12 protein-coding genes are annotated in these 15,064 nt (G+C 59.8%); 8 read left to right on the forward strand and 4 right to left on the reverse strand.

Translation table 11 applies throughout. The features are described 5' to 3' along the window. Positions 1 to 199: 199 nt before the first annotated feature. Genes fhuA through fhuB form a run of 4 tightly spaced genes read left to right on the forward strand, consistent with a single transcriptional unit; the run spans position 200 to position 6,119 of the window. On the forward strand, positions 200 to 2,407 hold the full coding sequence (fhuA, locus tag KHQ26_RS10295; RefSeq protein WP_004178624.1) for a ferrichrome porin FhuA: 2,208 nt from the start codon (positions 200 to 202) through the stop codon (positions 2,405 to 2,407). A 45-nt stretch (positions 2,408 to 2,452) separates the two neighbouring features. Further along, positions 2,453 to 3,250 (forward strand): Fe3+-hydroxamate ABC transporter ATP-binding protein FhuC, encoded by a 798-nt coding sequence (gene fhuC / locus KHQ26_RS10300; protein WP_002889212.1) that lies wholly within the window; start codon positions 2,453 to 2,455, stop codon positions 3,248 to 3,250. After that, on the forward strand, positions 3,250 to 4,140 hold the full coding sequence (gene fhuD / locus KHQ26_RS10305; protein WP_004178627.1) for a Fe(3+)-hydroxamate ABC transporter substrate-binding protein FhuD: 891 nt from the start codon (positions 3,250 to 3,252) through the stop codon (positions 4,138 to 4,140). The genes fhuC and fhuD overlap by 1 nt, the downstream gene beginning before the upstream one ends. Further along, entirely contained in the window at positions 4,137 to 6,119 is a 1,983-nt protein-coding gene (gene fhuB / locus KHQ26_RS10310) for a Fe(3+)-hydroxamate ABC transporter permease FhuB (RefSeq protein WP_004147134.1), read from the forward strand. Before fhuD ends, fhuB begins: the two co-directional genes overlap by 4 nt. A gap of 136 nt (positions 6,120 to 6,255) precedes the next feature. Here fhuB and hemL read toward each other — a convergent pair whose 3' ends face one another. Continuing rightward, positions 6,256 to 7,536 carry a glutamate-1-semialdehyde 2,1-aminomutase gene (hemL, locus tag KHQ26_RS10315; RefSeq protein ID WP_002889272.1) on the reverse strand — a complete coding sequence of 427 codons (1,281 nt, stop codon included), beginning with the start codon at positions 7,534 to 7,536 and terminating at the stop codon, positions 6,256 to 6,258. A 180-nt stretch (positions 7,537 to 7,716) separates the two neighbouring features. Here hemL and clcA point away from each other — a divergent pair, with 180 nt between their 5' ends. Both clcA and erpA read left to right on the forward strand, forming a co-directional pair. Further along, positions 7,717 to 9,135, forward strand: coding sequence for a H(+)/Cl(-) exchange transporter ClcA (clcA, locus tag KHQ26_RS10320; RefSeq protein ID WP_032411169.1), 1,419 nt, complete (start codon positions 7,717 to 7,719; stop codon positions 9,133 to 9,135). An 81-nt stretch (positions 9,136 to 9,216) separates the two neighbouring features. Next, positions 9,217 to 9,561: an iron-sulfur cluster insertion protein ErpA gene (gene erpA, locus KHQ26_RS10325; protein WP_002889275.1), complete on the forward strand. Its 345-nt coding sequence runs from the start codon at positions 9,217 to 9,219 to the stop codon at positions 9,559 to 9,561. 71 nt (positions 9,562 to 9,632) lie between these two features. On the opposite strand, the gene KHQ26_RS10330 is transcribed toward erpA, so the two are convergent. The 3 genes from KHQ26_RS10330 to mtnN are packed head-to-tail and all read right to left on the reverse strand — an operon-like array spanning position 9,633 to position 11,784. Next, positions 9,633 to 10,256 carry a TRIC cation channel family protein gene (locus KHQ26_RS10330; RefSeq protein WP_002889277.1) on the reverse strand — a complete coding sequence of 208 codons (624 nt, stop codon included), beginning with the start codon at positions 10,254 to 10,256 and terminating at the stop codon, positions 9,633 to 9,635. A 36-nt stretch (positions 10,257 to 10,292) separates the two neighbouring features. After that, entirely contained in the window at positions 10,293 to 11,093 is an 801-nt protein-coding gene (gene btuF / locus KHQ26_RS10335; protein ID WP_020804557.1) for a vitamin B12 ABC transporter substrate-binding protein BtuF, read from the reverse strand. Beyond that, complete coding sequence (gene mtnN / locus KHQ26_RS10340; protein WP_002889282.1) at positions 11,086 to 11,784, reverse strand: 5'-methylthioadenosine/S-adenosylhomocysteine nucleosidase; 699 nt, start codon at positions 11,782 to 11,784, stop codon at positions 11,086 to 11,088. The genes btuF and mtnN overlap by 8 nt, the downstream gene beginning before the upstream one ends. Before the next feature lie 83 nt (positions 11,785 to 11,867). Between mtnN and dgt the strand changes: the two genes are divergently transcribed. Continuing rightward, positions 11,868 to 13,382, forward strand: a complete 1,515-nt coding sequence (dgt, locus tag KHQ26_RS10345; protein ID WP_004145871.1) for a dGTPase — start codon at positions 11,868 to 11,870, stop codon at positions 13,380 to 13,382. Positions 13,383 to 13,516: 134 nt separating this feature from the next. Continuing rightward, a complete protein-coding gene (gene degP / locus KHQ26_RS10350; RefSeq protein WP_004145870.1) occupies positions 13,517 to 14,950 on the forward strand; it encodes a serine endoprotease DegP in 1,434 nt (477 codons plus the stop codon). Positions 14,951 to 15,064 lie beyond the last annotated feature (114 nt).

The raw sequence follows: 15,064 nt of genomic DNA on the forward strand, positions 1-15,064 counted from the left end.
TATTAAGGGGTTTTTTTATGCCTGTAAAAAAGTTAACGGCTCTTTAACTCCATAATAACTATCTGGTTATTAATTCAGCCTTCGACCGGCGGCGACAGGCATATCGCTTGCCTTGCCTTCGACGTTTCGCCTATTATATCGCCCGTCATAATAATAATTCTCGTTTACGTTATCATTCACTTTCATCAGAGATATACCCATGGCGCGTCCAAAAACTGCTCAGCCAAATCACTCGCTGCGTAAAGTCGCAGCTGTAGTAGCCACGGCGGTTAGCGGCATGTCTGTCTACGCACAGGCAGCAGAACAACCGAAGCAAGAAGAAACTATCACCGTCGTTGCCGCCCCGGCCGCCCAGGAAAGCGCCTGGGGACCGGCGCCGACTATTGCGGCAAAACGCTCCGCCACGGCGACCAAAACCGATACCCCGATTGAAAAAACGCCGCAGTCTGTGTCGGTGGTGACGCGCCAGGAGATGGAGATGCGCCAGCCGACGACGGTAAAAGAGGCGCTCTCCTATACGCCAAGCGTCTTCTCTACTCGCGGCAGTTCGACCACCTATGACGTGGTCACCATTCGCGGCTTCACCACCTCGACGACCGTCAACACCAACCAGTATCTGGACGGCATGAAGCTGCAGGGGAATAACTACTCTGAAGTCTCCATGGATCCTTACTTCCTCGAGCGCGTGGAAGTGATGCGCGGGCCAACCTCGGTGCTGTACGGCAACAGCAACCCGGGCGGTATCGTCAGCATGGTCAGCAAGCGCCCGACTACCGAGCCGCTGAAAGAAGTGCAGTTTAAGATGGGCACCGACAATCTGTGGCAGACCGGGTTTGACTTTAGCGACGCCATTGATGATGCCGGCGTTTGGTCGTATCGCCTGACCGGCCTTGGCCGCAGTCAGGATGCCCAGCAGCAGATGGCGAAATCGACTCGCTACGCGGTGGCGCCCTCCTTTAGCTGGCGTCCGGACGATAAAACCGACTTCACCTTCCTGAGCAACTTCCAGAATGACCCGGATGCGGGCTACTACGGCTGGCTGCCGCGCGAAGGCACCGTGGTGCCGTATTACGACGCCAACGGTAAGGCGCACAAGCTGCCGACCGATTTCAACGAAGGCGAGTCCGATAATAAAATCTCCCGCCGCCAGAAGATGGTGGGCTACAGCTTCTCCCATCAGTTCGATGACACCTTTACCGTGCGGCAGAACCTGCGCTATGCCGATGTGCATACGCTCTATCGTTCGGTATACGGCAACGGCTATGTCGCGCCGGGCTACATGAATCGCGCCTACGTGCGCTCCGACGAGCACCTGAACACCTTCACCGTCGATACCCAGCTGCAGTCTGATTTCGCCACCGGCGCGGTCAGCCATACGCTGCTGACCGGCGTGGACTACTCGCGGATGCGTAACGATGTGGATGCCGACTACGGGACGGCGGATCCTATCAGCATGAGCAATCCGCAGTACGGCAATCCGAATATTCAGGTCACCTTCCCGTACGCGGTCCTCAACCGGATGGAGCAGACCGGCCTGTACGCGCAGGATCAGATGGAGTGGGATAAATGGGTGATGACCCTGGGCGGCCGTTACGATTACGCCACGACCTCAACGTTAACCCGCGCCACCAACAGCCTGGCGGAGAATCACGACCAGCAGTTCAGCTGGCGCGGCGGCATCAACTACCTGTTCGATAACGGCATCTCTCCGTACTTCAGCTACAGCGAATCGTTTGAACCGGTATCGGGTTCCAACAGCCGCGGCCAGCCGTTCGATCCGTCGCGCGGTAAGCAGTATGAAGCCGGCGTGAAATACGTGCCGAAAGATATGCCGGTGGTGGTCACCGCGGCGGTCTATCAGCTGACCAAAGACAAGAACCTGACGGCTGATCCGGCTAACCAGGCGTTCAGCATCCAGACCGGCGAGATCCGCTCCCGCGGCCTTGAGCTGGAGGCGAAGGCGGCGGTGAACGCCAATATTAACGTCACCGCAGCCTACAGCTACACCGATGCGGAGTACACTCACGATACGGTGTTCAACGGCAAACGTCCGGCGGAAGTGCCGCGTAACATGGCCTCCCTGTGGGCGGATTATACCTTCCACGAAACCGCGCTGAGTGGTCTGACGATTGGGGCCGGGGCGCGCTATATCGGTTCAACGGTCAGCTACTACAAAAATGACACCAGCACCGGTAAGAAAAATGATGCCTTTAGTGTGGCCGGTTATGCGCTGATGGATGCGACGGTGAAATACGATCTGGCGCGCTTTGGCCTGCCGGGATCGTCGGTCGGCGTCAACGTCAACAACCTGTTCGACCGCGAATATGTCTCCAGTTGCTACAGCGAATACGCCTGCTACTGGGGCGCCGGACGTCAGGTCGTCGCCACCGCCACCTTCCGTTTCTAACCACCTACGGGCGCGGTTCGCCGCGCCCTCTATCAGGTTATCGCTATGCAGGAACAGACTCCGCACGCAGAAACCACCTTCGCGCTGGATCGCGTCACTTTCCGTGTGCCTGGCCGCACATTGCTCCATCCGCTCTCGCTCACCTTCCCGACCGGAAAAGTCACAGGCCTGATCGGCCATAATGGCTCCGGCAAATCGACGTTACTGAAAATGCTTGGCCGTCATCAGCCGCCCTCCGCAGGCGAAGTGCTACTGGACGGGCAGCCGCTGGAGAGCTGGGGCAGCAAAGCCTTTGCCCGCAAAGTGGCCTATCTGCCGCAGCAGCTGCCGCCGGCCGAAGGTATGACGGTGCGCGAGCTGGTGGCGATCGGCCGCTATCCATGGCACGGCGCGCTGGGTCGCTTTGGCGCAGCGGACCGTGAGAAAGTAGAAGAGGCGATTGCGCTGGTGGGGCTGAAGCCGCTCGCTCATCGTCTGGTGGACAGCCTCTCCGGCGGTGAACGCCAGCGGGCGTGGATCGCCATGCTAGTGGCGCAGGACAGTCGCTGCCTGCTGCTCGATGAACCCACCTCGGCGCTGGATATTGCTCATCAAGTCGATGTTCTGGCGCTGGTGCATCGTCTCAGCCAGCAGCGCGGCCTGACGGTGATCGCCGTCCTGCACGATATTAATATGGCGGCCCGCTATTGCGACTATCTGGTGGCCCTGCGCGGCGGAGAAATGATTGCTCAGGGGACGCCGGCGGAACTGATGCGCAGCGACACTCTGGAACAGATCTACGGCATCCCGATGGGGATCCTGCCACACCCGGCCGGTGCGGCGCCGGTAAGCTTTGTCTATTGATGATGAACCCAACTCTGATAACCCGACGCCGCCTGCTGATCGCGATGGCGCTCTCGCCGCTGCTGTGGCAGATGCGCGGCGCGCAGGCGGCCGACGTCGACCCGCAGCGCGTGGTCGCCCTGGAGTGGCTGCCCGCGGAGCTGCTGCTGGCGCTCGGCGTGACGCCCTATGGCGTGGCCGATATTCCCAACTATCGCTTGTGGGTGAACGAACCCGCGCTGCCCGACTCGGTGATCGATGTTGGTCTGCGTACCGAACCCAACCTTGAACTGCTGACGCAGATGAAACCGTCGTTTATCGTCTGGTCGGCGGGCTACGGCCCGTCGCCGGAGAAGCTGGCGCGTATCGCGCCCGGCCGCGGTTTCACCTTCAGCGACGGCAAACGGCCGCTGGCGATGGCCCAGCGTTCGCTACTGGAAATGGCCGATCTGCTGGGCAAAACGCAGCAGGCGAAGCGCCATCTGGCGGAGTTCGACGCGCTGATGGAGAGCCTGCGTCCGCGTTTTGCCGGGCGCGGCGATCGTCCGCTGCTGATGATCTCTCTGCTCGATCCCCGCCACGTGCTGGTGTTTGGCGAAAACTGCCTGTTCCAGGAGGTGCTTGATCGCTTCGGTATTAAAAACGCCTGGCACGGCGAAGCGGCATTCTGGGGAAGCGTTAGCGTTGGCATCGACAGGCTGGCGGCATTTAACGAAGCCGATGTCATCTGTTTCGACCATGGCAATGAGCGAGATATGGCTCAACTGCTGGCGACGCCGCTATGGCAGGCGATGCCCTTCGTGCGCGCGGGCCGCTTCCAGCGCGTTCCGGCGGTTTGGTTCTACGGCGCGACGCTGTCAGCGATGCATTTTGCCCGCGTGCTGGCTGATGCCCAGGGGAGACCGGCATGAATACGCGTCTCTCGCCGTTAGCTATTATCCTGCTGGCCGGGCTGCTGGGCGTCGCCTTCGCGCTGAGCATCGTCAACCTCAATGTCGCCTTGCCCTATGCGCAGTGGCGGCAGGCGCTGTGGCAGCCGGATGTCGATGATATCGCCCAAATGTTGTTTCATTACAGTTTGTTACCGAGACTGGCTGTTGCGCTGCTGGTGGGCGCCGGGCTGGGACTGGTTGGCGTCCTGTTCCAGCAGGTGCTGCGTAATCCGCTGGCGGAACCGACCACCCTTGGCGTCGCCACCGGCGCGCAGCTGGGGATAACGGTCACCACGTTATGGGCTATTCCCGGCGTGCTGGCGTCGCAATTCGCCGCGCTGGCCGGGGCCTGTCTGGTGGGCGCGCTGGTGTTTGGCGTCTCGTGGGGCAAGCGCCTGTCGCCGGTAACGCTGATCCTGGCGGGGCTGGTGGTCAGCCTTTACTGTGGCGCGCTTAACCAGCTGATGGTGATTTTCCATCACGACCAGCTGCAAAGCATGTTCCTGTGGAGCACCGGGACGCTGACGCAGACCGACTGGAGCGTGGCGCAGCGCCTGTGGCCGCAGCTGCTTGGCGGGGCAATACTCACCTTGCTGCTGCTGCGGCCGCTGACCCTGATGGGGCTCGATGACGGTGTGGCGCGTAACCTCGGGCTGGCGCTGTCCCTGGCGCGCCTCGGCGCCCTGACGCTGGCGATCGTCATCAGCGCGCTGCTGGTGAACGCGGTAGGGATTATCGGCTTTATCGGCCTGTTCGCGCCGCTGCTGGCGAAAATGCTTGGCGCCCGTCGGCTGCTGGCGCGGCTGCTGCTGGCGGCGCTGATCGGCGCGCTGCTCCTGTGGCTTTCCGATCAGGTGATCCTCTGGCTGAGCCGGGTATGGCGGGAAGTCTCCACCGGCTCGGTCACCGCCCTGATTGGCGCGCCGCTGCTGCTGTGGCTGCTGCCGCGGTTGCGCAGCATCAGCGCCCCGGTGATGAACGGCGGCGATAATGTGCAGCCTGAGCGCTATCATGTGCAATGGTTTGTTCTCGCAGGCGTCGCGTTGCTGCTGCTGGCGGTGAGCGTGGCGCTGGCCTTTGGTCGCGATGCCCACGGCTGGCTGTGGGCCCACGGCGATCTGCTGGAGCAACTGCTGCCCTGGCGCTGGCCGCGGGTGCTGTCGGCCCTGTTCGCCGGGGTCATGCTGGCGGTCGCCGGCTGTATTATCCAGCGCCTGACCGGCAACCCGATGGCCAGCCCGGAAGTGCTGGGCATCAGCTCCGGCGCGGCTTTTGGCGTGGTGCTGATGCTGTTCTTCGTGCCTGGCGACGCCTTTGGCTGGCTGCTGCCGGCCGGCAGCCTTGGCGCGGCGGCCACCTTGCTGATCATTATGCTCGCCGCCGGGCGCGGCGGCTTCTCGCCGCATCGGATGCTGCTGGCGGGGATGGCGCTGAGCACCGCCTTCACTATGCTGCTGATGATGCTGCAGGCCAGCGGCGATCCGCGTATGGCGCAGATCCTGACGTGGATCTCGGGGTCGACATATAGCGCGACGCCGGAGAGGGTGGTGCGTAGCGGCGCGGTAATGCTGGCGCTGCTGGCGCTGGCGCCGCTCTGTCGTCGCTGGTTAACCATCCTGCCGCTGGGCGGGGAGGCGGCGCGAGCGGTGGGCATGGCGCTGACGTCATCGCGGATTGTTCTGCTGCTGCTGGCGGCCTGCCTGACGGCGGCGGCGACGCTGACCATCGGCCCGCTGAGCTTTGTCGGGCTGATGGCGCCGCATATCGCGCGGATGATGGGCTTCCGGCGAACCCTACCGCATATGGTGATCTCCGGGCTGACTGGCGGGCTGCTGCTGGTCTTCGCCGACTGGTGCGGACGGATGATGATGTTCCCGTATCAGATCCCGGCGGGGCTACTGTCGACCTTTATCGGCGCGCCTTATTTTATTTATTTGCTGAGAAAGCAGAGTCGCTAACGGTCCTGGATGGCTTCAACATCCCCGGTGGCGCTATCGCTTACCGGGGCTACAGCGCTGTGCGATTTGGTAGCCCGGATAAGGCGCAATGCGCCTCCTCCGGGAAAATCCCTGCGCCACCAGGCATTCAAGCACCTTACAGCTTGGCAAATACCCGACGCGCGGCGTCGATGGTGTTGTCGATATCTTCTTCGCTGTGGGCCACGGACATAAAGCCGGCCTCAAACGCTGACGGCGCCAGGTACACGCCTTCCTCCAGCATCAGATGGAAGAAGCGCTTGAAGCGTTCAACGTCGCACTTCACCACGTCCTGATAGCAGGTGACGGTTTCGGCATCGGTAAAGAAGATGCCGAACATGCCGCCGACGTTATTGACCACCAGCGGGATCCCAGCGTCACGCGCCGCATCCAGCAGGCCTTGCGCCAGCTGGTTAGTCAGTTCAGTCAGGGTTTCATGGACCCCCGGCTGCGCCACTTCGTTCAGGCAGGCGAAGCCAGCCGCCATGGCGATCGGGTTGCCGGAGAGGGTGCCCGCCTGATAGACCGGACCGGTGGGCGCCAGAGCGTCCATTACCTCACGGCGGCCGCCGAAGGCGCCTACCGGCATCCCGCCGCCGATGATTTTCCCCAGACAGGTCAGATCCGGCTCCACGCCGTAGTAAGCCTGAGCGCCTGCCAGCGCCACGCGGAAGCCGGTCATCACTTCGTCGATAATCAGCAGGGCGCCAAATTCGTCGCACAGGGCGCGCAGGCCCGGCAGGAATTCCGGCTGCGGCGGAATGCAGTTCATATTTCCGGCCACCGGCTCGACGATGATGCAGGCGATCTCCTGCGGATACTGCTCGAACGCCGCGCGCACCGAGGCGAGGTCGTTATAAGTGCAGGTCAGGGTATGTTTGGCGAAATCGGCCGGGACGCCCGGCGAGTTCGGCTGGCCGAGGGTCAACGCGCCGGAACCGGCTTTCACCAGCAGGCAGTCGGCATGGCCGTGGTAGCAGCCTTCGAACTTAATGATTTTGTCGCGACCGGTGAAGCCGCGCGCCAGGCGAATGGCGCTCATGGTGGCTTCGGTACCGGAGTTCACCATCCGCACCATATCCATGGTCGGCACCAGCTCGGTCACCAGGGCCGCCATTTTCACTTCCATTTCGGTCGGCGCGCCAAAGCTCAGGCCGCGGGATGCCGCCTCGATCACCGCATTGCGGATAGCCGGGTGGTTGTGGCCCAGCACCATCGGACCCCAGGAACCGACATAATCGATATAGGCTTTCCCATCCACGTCATAGAGGTAAGCGCCATCCGCGCGTTCGATAAACAGCGGTGTGCCGCCGACGCCGGTGAAAGCGCGCACCGGCGAGTTAACGCCGCCGGGGATCAGTTCGCGCGCAGCGTGGTACAGATTTTCAGATTTGCTCATGGCCAGGGTCCTGGTTCGTGAAAAATGTTTTATCGGCTATTCTAAGTTATTCCAGGATGGTTATGAAAGTTTTGCCCAATTGAAACAATGTGCCGCAAGGGCATTTTTTTGACGACGCAGCGCGCCGGGACGGCTAAAATGCCGCTCTCTTCATTTGTATTACCAATAATTGATAACGGCATGAAAGCAGAAACTCCCTCTTTTGAAGCACATCAGTTTGTGCGGGTGCGTCGCGGCGATGCGGTGCGCCGTCTGATTCAACGCGATAAAACGCCGCTGGCGGTGCTGTTTATGGCGGCAGTGGTCGGCACGCTGGCGGGGCTGGTGGGCGTCGCCTTTGAAAAGAGCGTGAACTGGGTGCAGAACCAGCGGATCGGCGCGCTGGCGCAGGTGGCGGACCACTGGTATCTGGTCTGGCCGCTGGCGTTTATCCTGTCGGCGCTGCTGGCGATGGTCGGCTATTTTCTGGTGCGTCGCTTTGCGCCGGAGGCCGGCGGCTCCGGGATTCCGGAAATTGAGGGCGCGCTGGAGGAGCTGCGGCCGGTGCGCTGGTGGCGCGTGCTGCCGGTGAAATTCGTTGGCGGCATGGGGACCCTTGGCGCCGGGATGGTGCTGGGTCGTGAAGGACCGATGGTACAGCTTGGCGGCAACATTGGGCGCATGGTGCTGGACGTTTTCCGCATGCGCAGTCCGGAAGCGCGGCATACGCTGTTGGCGACCGGTGCGGCGTCGGGGCTTTCGGCGGCCTTTAATGCGCCGCTGGCCGGTATTCTGTTTATCATCGAAGAGATGCGCCCGCAGTTCCGCTACAATCTGATCTCCATTAAAGCGGTGTTTACCGGCGTGATCATGTCGAGCATTGTGTTTCGCATTTTCAACGGCGAAGCGGCGATCATTGAGGTGGGTAAACTAAGCAACGCCCCGGTAAATACCCTATGGCTGTATCTGGTGCTGGGCATGCTGTTTGGCTGCTTTGGCCCGCTGTTTAATTTTCTGGTGCTGCGCACTCAGGATCTGTTCCAGCGCATCCACGGCGGCAACATCAAAAAATGGGTGTTGATTGGCGGATTAATCGGCGGGCTCTGCGGTCTGCTGGGGCTGATGCAGCCCTCCGCGGTGGGCGGTGGCTTTAACTTGATCCCTATCGCCGCTGCCGGTAACTTCTCCGTCGGACTGCTGCTGTTTATCTTTATTGCCCGCGTGGTGACCACGCTGATCTGCTTCTCTTCCGGCGCGCCAGGGGGCATTTTCGCGCCTATATTGGCGCTCGGCACGCTGCTGGGCACGGCGTTCGGCATGGCGGCTATTCCGCTGTTTCCGGCCTACCATCTCGATGCCGGCACCTTCGCGATTGCCGGTATGGGGGCGCTGCTCGCCGCCTCGGTGCGTGCGCCGCTGACCGGGATCGTGCTGGTGCTGGAGATGACCGATAACTATCAGCTCATTTTGCCAATGATTATTACCTGCCTTGGCGCAACACTACTGGCGCAATTCCTCGGCGGTAAGCCTTTGTATTCGACCATTCTGCAGCGTACTCTGGCGAAGCAGGAAGCCGAGCAGGCGGCAAAAGCGCAGCAGGCTCCCCGGGAGAATACTTGAACGATTTACCAGGGTATTAGATAATGGCTCAAAAGGTCCGGTTATTCTTTAACCGGCCGGAAGTATCAATGGGAGCAGAAAATGAGTGATGACGTAGCGTTGCCGCTGGAGTTTACCGAAGCCGCAGCCAATAAAGTAAAACACCTGATTGCGGATGAAGATAATCCGAACCTGAAACTGCGCGTGTATATCACCGGCGGCGGTTGCAGCGGTTTCCAGTATGGCTTCACCTTTGACGATCAGGTGAACGAAGGGGATATGACCATTGAGAAACAGGGCGTCGGCCTGGTGGTTGACCCGATGAGCCTGCAGTATCTGGTCGGCGGCTCGGTCGACTATACCGAAGGGCTGGAAGGTTCGCGCTTTATCGTGACCAATCCGAACGCGAAAAGCACCTGCGGCTGCGGCTCCTCGTTCAGCGTTTAAAGCGAGTTCTCCCCCAGCGGGAGGGAGCAAACCCTAAAAACGGTAACCTTAAGGTTACCGTTTTGCTTTTATTACCGACCGTTATCGTCCAGGGCAAACGTCGGCAGCTTCAGATGCCAGCGAATAGCCGCCAGACGAATTACCAGGGTGACCACCATCCCCATCATTGCCGAATTCTCCAGCGGGAGATGAAAGGTGTCGTGTGCCGTGGCGTGGACAATACCGCCGACGATACAGGCGGTGGCGTAGATTTCGGTACGCAGAATCATAGGAATTTCCCGCGCCAGCACGTCGCGAATAATCCCGCCGCCGACGCCGGTCACCACCCCCATGCACACCGCGACCAGCGGGCCGCTGCCAGCGAGAAAAGCTTTATTGACGCCAATGCCGACAAACACCGCCAGACCGACGGCATCAAGAACGGGCAGGATCCATTTCGGCAGCCGGCGAGGCTGGCGGACCAGCAGGATGGTCAGCATGCTGGTGACCATCGCCACCACCAGATCGGTGGGATCTTTGACCCAGAATACCGGGCCATTCGCCAGCGCCATGTCGCGGATGGTCCCGCCGCCTACCGCCGTCACTACCCCTAACACCAGCACGCCGAATGGGTCCATACGCAGTTTTCCGGCCAGCAGTACGCCGGAGATCGCGAAGACAGCTGTGCCAATAATATCCAGCCAATAGACAAGCATCGTTGATTCCCACTGAACATCCGGTGTGCCGGATGATTATTTTACCTGGTCAAGCGCCGCACAAAGTTGTTTGGCGGCGAGGATAATACGTGGGCCGGCGCGTTCAAACCAGTCGCTGTGTAACGCAATCAACGAAATGGTGAGCTGATGTTGCCAAAAGCGCTGCGCTTCGGCAATGCGGCTGGCATCCCCGGTCACCACGATCGCCTGCGGCTGGCGGGTCAGCACCTGTTCGCGGCTCACCTGCGGCCAGGGAACGCGGCTGGTGGCGAAGATATTCTCGCCGCCGCAAAGCCTTAGCACCTGATCCTGAATCGAACCGGGGCCGCTGGTGAACAGCGGTGCGGAGCCGAACTGCAGGAAGACGCGTTTCTTCGGCGCGTTGGCATAGCGCGCTTTCAACGCATCGTATTCCTGCTGCATCGCCTGCGCCGCCTGCTGTGCTTTTTCCGGCTGCGGGCTCCACTGCGCCAGCTCACGCAGGGTAGCGATGATCTCTTCTATGGTCGAGGTCTGTACCCACAGGACGTGAATACCCAGAGACTGCAGCTGGTTAACCTGGCGTTCGGCATTGCCCCCGCGCCAGGCCAGCACCACGTCTGGCTTGAGCGCCACGATGCGTTCCAGGTTCATTCCCTGCCAGCTGGCAACCTGTTCGATCGTTTTGGCCTGCGAAGGATAATCGGAATAGCTGCTGACGCCGACCGGCGTGATCCCGGCGGCAAAGGCCAGTTCGGTATTGGCGGGGGAGAGGGTGATCACCCGCGGCGCGGCCAGCAGCCACGCCGGGGCGAGTAACAGCAGCGCGGCAAGCGCGAAGGATAGCGACTTAGCCACGTGCCAGGTTCTGTACCAGATTCTCCACCATCAGGGTGGACTGTCTGGCGGCGACCGCAAGGAACTCCTCAAAGCTGAGGTGGGACTGCTGGTCGGCCACGTCGGAGATAGCGCGAACTACCACGAAGGGAACCTTAAAGTTATGGCAGACGTGGGCGATGGCGGTCGCTTCCATTTCCACGGCGATCGCCTGCGGGAAATTATGGCGGATCTTCGCCAGACCGACAGAGCCGTTAATGAAGGCATCCCCGCTAACGATAAGGCCGCGAACGGCGTTGAGATCTAACGCTTTAATGCAGCTCTCTGCGGCGGCCACCAGTTTTTCATCCGCCTTAAAACCCGCCGGGCAGCCAGGGAGCTGGCCGTATTCATAGCCGAAGGCGGTGACGTCGGCGTCGTGGTAGCGCGCTTCATCGGAGACGACGATATCGCCGACCTTCAGCGTCGACGCCAGGCCGCCGGCAGAACCGGTATTAATGATCACGTCAGGCTGGCAGCGCTCCAGCAGCAGGGTCGCGCCCATCGCCGCCGCTACTTTTCCGATACCAGACTTCAGCAGAGCGACGTCAACGCCGTGAAGTTGGCCGGTATAGATTTCGCTTCCGCCAATGGTGATGGTCTGGCGGTTTTCGATTTTGTCGCGCAGAAGGGTAACTTCCTCTTCCATAGCGCCAATAATGCCAATTTTCATAGATTTACTCGCGATGTGTCAGGTTTAGTTGCATAGTCTATCATGCGCTTAAGGGGAAGCGTATTGCTCGCGCGGGAGAGGCTATGGCAAAGATTGATTTTCGCAACAAGATAAACTGGCGTCGACGCTTCCGTTCGCCGCCGCGGGTGGAGACGGAGCGCGACATCCTGCGGATCTTTGAAAGCGATCGGGGACGGATCGTCAACTCGCCGGCAATCCGCCGCCTGCAGCAAAAAACTCAGGTCTTCCCGCTCGAGCGCAACGCGGCGGTGCGCACTCGCCTGACCCACTCGCTGGAGGTGCAGCAGGTGGGGCGCTATATCGCCAAAGAGGTGCTGAGCCGGCTGAAAGAGCTGAGGCTGCTGGAAGAGTATGGCCTGGAAGAGCTGACCGGGCCATTCGAGAGCGTGGTTGAGATGGCCTGCCTGATGCACGATATCGGCAATCCCCCGTTTGGCCATTTTGGCGAAGCGGCGATTAACGACTGGTTCCGTCAGCGCCTGGCGCCCGGCGATGCGCTCGGGCAGCCGCTGACCGACGATCGCTGCGAAGTGCAGGCCTTACGCCTGCATGACGGAGAGACATCGCTTAATGCGCTGCGCCGTAAAGTGCGCCAGGATCTCTGCAGCTTTGAGGGCAACGCGCAGGGCATTCGTCTGGTCCATACGCTAATGCGTATGAACCTGACCTGGGCGCAGGTGGGATGTATCCTGAAATATACTCGTCCGGCGTGGTGGTCTGAGGAGACGCCGGCCAGCCACAGTTATTTAATGAAGAAACCTGGCTATTATTTAGCCGAAGAAGAGTATGTCGCGCGTTTGCGTAAAGAACTGGATCTCGCGCCTTACAATCGGTTTCCATTAACCTGGATTATGGAGGCTGCGGATGACATCTCATATTGCGTCGCGGATCTCGAGGACGCGGTGGAAAAACGTATTTTTAGCGCAGAACAGCTCTATCAGCATCTTTACGACGCCTGGGGCAGTCATGAAAAAGGCTCGTTATTTTCGCAGGTAGTAGAAAATGCCTGGGAGAAATCGCGAGCCAATTATCTGAAGCAGAGCGCGGAAGATCAGTTTTTTATGTATTTGCGGGTGAATACGCTGAATAAGCTGGTGCCCTACGCGGCGCGCCGATTTATTGACAACCTGCCGGCAATCTTCACGGGGGACTTTAATCATGCGTTGCTGGAGGACGACAGCGATTGCAGTCAGCTACTGGAGCTCTATAAAAATGTGGCGATGAAACAGGTCTTTAGCCATCCGGATGTTGAGCAGCTGGAATTGCAGGGCTACCGGGTGATCAGCGGCCTGTTGGATATCTATCAGCCGCTGCTGAAATTATCGCTGGAGGATTTCAGCGAATTAGTAGCGCAGGAGCGGGTACGACGTTTACCCATTGCCTCCCGGCTGTATCAGAAACTTTCGACCCGTCACCGGCTGGCCTATGTTGAAGCGGTAAATAAACTGGCGCGTACGGCGCCCGAATTTGCGCTGATGGAATACTATTATCGCTGCCGTCTGATTCAGGACTATATCAGCGGGATGACGGATTTGTATGCGTGGGATGAATATCGGCGACTCATGGCGGTGGAATAGGCTGGAGTTTTGTAAAGATGGACAATAAATTTTTACTTTTTCCAGAAACTTAATTCCGGAACTTAGCGTTATAAAATGACTCTGATAGTCACGTACACAGCAACTTTCGTTACCTGATATTGAGATTGAAACTGATGAAAAAAACCACGTTAGCAATGAGTGCACTGGCTCTGAGTTTAGGTCTGGCGTTGTCCCCGCTCTCTGCGAGCGCGGCAGAAACGGCATCTTCGGCCACTAATGCACAGCAGATGCCAAGCCTGGCCCCGATGCTGGAGAAGGTGATGCCGTCGGTGGTGAGCATTAACGTTGAAGGTAGCACCACCGTTAATACCCCACGGATGCCACGTAACTTCCAGCAGTTCTTTGGCGATAATTCGCCGTTCTGCCAGGATGGTTCTCCTTTCCAGAGTTCGCCGTTTTGCCAGGGCGGCGGACAGGGCGGTCAGCCTGACGGCGGCCAGCAGCAGAAATTTATGGCGCTGGGCTCCGGCGTCATCATTGATGCCGCCAAAGGGTATGTGGTGACCAACAACCACGTCGTGGACAACGCCACCACGATTAAGGTTCAGCTGAGCGATGGCCGTAAGTTTGATGCCAAAGTCGTCGGCAAAGATCCGCGCTCTGATATCGCGCTGATTCAGATTCAGGATCCAAAAAACCTGACGGCGATTAAGCTTGCCGACTCCGATGCGCTGCGCGTCGGTGATTACACCGTGGCTATCGGCAACCCGTTCGGTCTGGGCGAAACCGTGACCTCCGGGATTGTCTCCGCGCTGGGCCGTAGCGGCCTCAACGTGGAAAACTACGAAAACTTTATCCAGACCGATGCGGCGATTAACCGCGGGAACTCCGGCGGCGCGCTGGTGAACCTCAACGGCGAGCTGATCGGTATCAACACCGCCATTCTGGCGCCGGACGGCGGCAACATCGGTATCGGTTTTGCTATCCCGAGCAACATGGTGAAAAACCTGACCGAGCAGATGGTGAAATATGGCCAGGTGAAACGCGGTGAGCTCGGCATTATGGGCACCGAACTGAACTCTGAGCTGGCGAAAGCGATGAAAGTCGATGCCCAGCGCGGGGCCTTCGTCAGCCAGGTAATGCCAGGTTCGGCGGCCGCGAAAGCGGGCATTAAAGCCGGCGATGTCATCACCTCCCTCAACGGGAAAGCGATCAGCAGCTTCGCCGCGTTGCGTGCCCAGGTCGGCACCATGCCTATCGGCAGCAAAGTTGAGCTTGGTCTGCTGCGCGACGGCAAACCGGTGACCGTGACCGTCGAACTGCAGCAGAGCAACCAGACCCAGGTTGACTCCAGCACCATCTTCAACGGGATTGAAGGGGCGGAAATGAGCAATAAGGGTCAGGATAAGGGCGTGGTGGTCAATAATGTGAAAGCCGGTACCCCGGCGGCACAGATTGGCCTCAAGAAAGGCGACGTCATCGTCGGGGCGAATCAGCAGCCGGTGAAAAACATCGCCGATCTGCGGAAAATCTTCGACGCCAAACCGTCCGTACTGGCGCTGAACATTCAGCGCGGCGACGCCTCTATCTATCTGCTGTTGCAGTAACCGCCAGCGCTCGCTTCCCAGCCCCTTCCCTCGCCGAGGGCAGGGGCTTTTTTCGTTCTGTGACCGCCCCCACAACTCCACATATCTCACCCCGGCTTAGTGCAAATGCACAAT

The sequence above is a fragment of the Klebsiella sp. 10 genome (assembly GCF_018223925.1).
Taxonomy (GTDB): Bacteria; Pseudomonadota; Gammaproteobacteria; order Enterobacterales; family Enterobacteriaceae; genus Klebsiella; species Klebsiella pneumoniae.

Bases quoted from the DNA above. Each gene is read 5' to 3' on its own strand.
- fhuA (WP_004178624.1), top strand. From the start codon at position 200: ATGGCGCGTCCAAAAACTGCTCAGCCAAATCACTCGCTGCGTAAAGTC.
- fhuC (WP_002889212.1), top strand. From the start codon at position 2,453: ATGCAGGAACAGACTCCGCACGCAGAAACCACCTTCGCGCTGGATCGC.
- fhuD (WP_004178627.1), top strand. From the start codon at position 3,250: ATGATGAACCCAACTCTGATAACCCGACGCCGCCTGCTGATCGCGATG.
- fhuB (WP_004147134.1), top strand. From the start codon at position 4,137: ATGAATACGCGTCTCTCGCCGTTAGCTATTATCCTGCTGGCCGGGCTG.
- hemL (WP_002889272.1), bottom strand. From the start codon at position 7,536: ATGAGCAAATCTGAAAATCTGTACCACGCTGCGCGCGAACTGATCCCC.
- clcA (WP_032411169.1), top strand. From the start codon at position 7,717: ATGAAAGCAGAAACTCCCTCTTTTGAAGCACATCAGTTTGTGCGGGTG.
- erpA (WP_002889275.1), top strand. From the start codon at position 9,217: ATGAGTGATGACGTAGCGTTGCCGCTGGAGTTTACCGAAGCCGCAGCC.
- KHQ26_RS10330 (WP_002889277.1), bottom strand. From the start codon at position 10,256: ATGCTTGTCTATTGGCTGGATATTATTGGCACAGCTGTCTTCGCGATC.
- mtnN (WP_002889282.1), bottom strand. From the start codon at position 11,784: ATGAAAATTGGCATTATTGGCGCTATGGAAGAGGAAGTTACCCTTCTG.
- dgt (WP_004145871.1), top strand. From the start codon at position 11,868: ATGGCAAAGATTGATTTTCGCAACAAGATAAACTGGCGTCGACGCTTC.
- degP (WP_004145870.1), top strand. From the start codon at position 13,517: ATGAAAAAAACCACGTTAGCAATGAGTGCACTGGCTCTGAGTTTAGGT.